The organism is Christiangramia aquimixticola (assembly GCF_048285835.1).
In the GTDB taxonomy this organism is placed as follows: Bacteria; Bacteroidota; Bacteroidia; order Flavobacteriales; family Flavobacteriaceae; genus Christiangramia; species Christiangramia aquimixticola.
On the sequence record NZ_JBLVTL010000119.1, the window covers coordinates 1 to 332 of the forward strand.

The 332-nt window shown below is 41.3% G+C and carries 1 protein-coding gene; it reads right to left on the minus strand.

Annotation, left to right across the window (positions count from 1 at the left end):
* A partial coding sequence (locus tag ACNKXV_RS13765) for a thermonuclease family protein (RefSeq protein WP_417908294.1) occupies positions 1 to 275 on the minus strand: 275 nt, incomplete at its 3' end.
* Between the last annotated feature and the right edge of the window lie 57 nt (positions 276 to 332).

Consider the following 332-nt stretch of genomic DNA (forward strand, 5'->3'; position numbering starts at 1 on the left):
GTAAGCAGCAGTTGCTTAGCATAAGCACTTGCCTCTTTTCCAAAAAATTCCACATCCTTGTTCCCTGTCTTTCGCGACTCAGGTGAGTTGATCCCGATCAAGCGGACTTTTTCTTCTTTGCCTGATGGATGAGTGACCCAAAAGGTATCTCCATCGGATACTTTGGTGACTGTGAGAAAGCCTGTTTTGCTTTGGCTAATTCCTTCAATAGGAGCCACCAAAGCAAAAAGTAAGAAGGTAATGAGTATAAAATGGGATAATTTGGAAAGATTCATGAGGCTAGCGATTTCAATGATCAATTATCAAACTCAATGAACAAGGAACTCCTATCC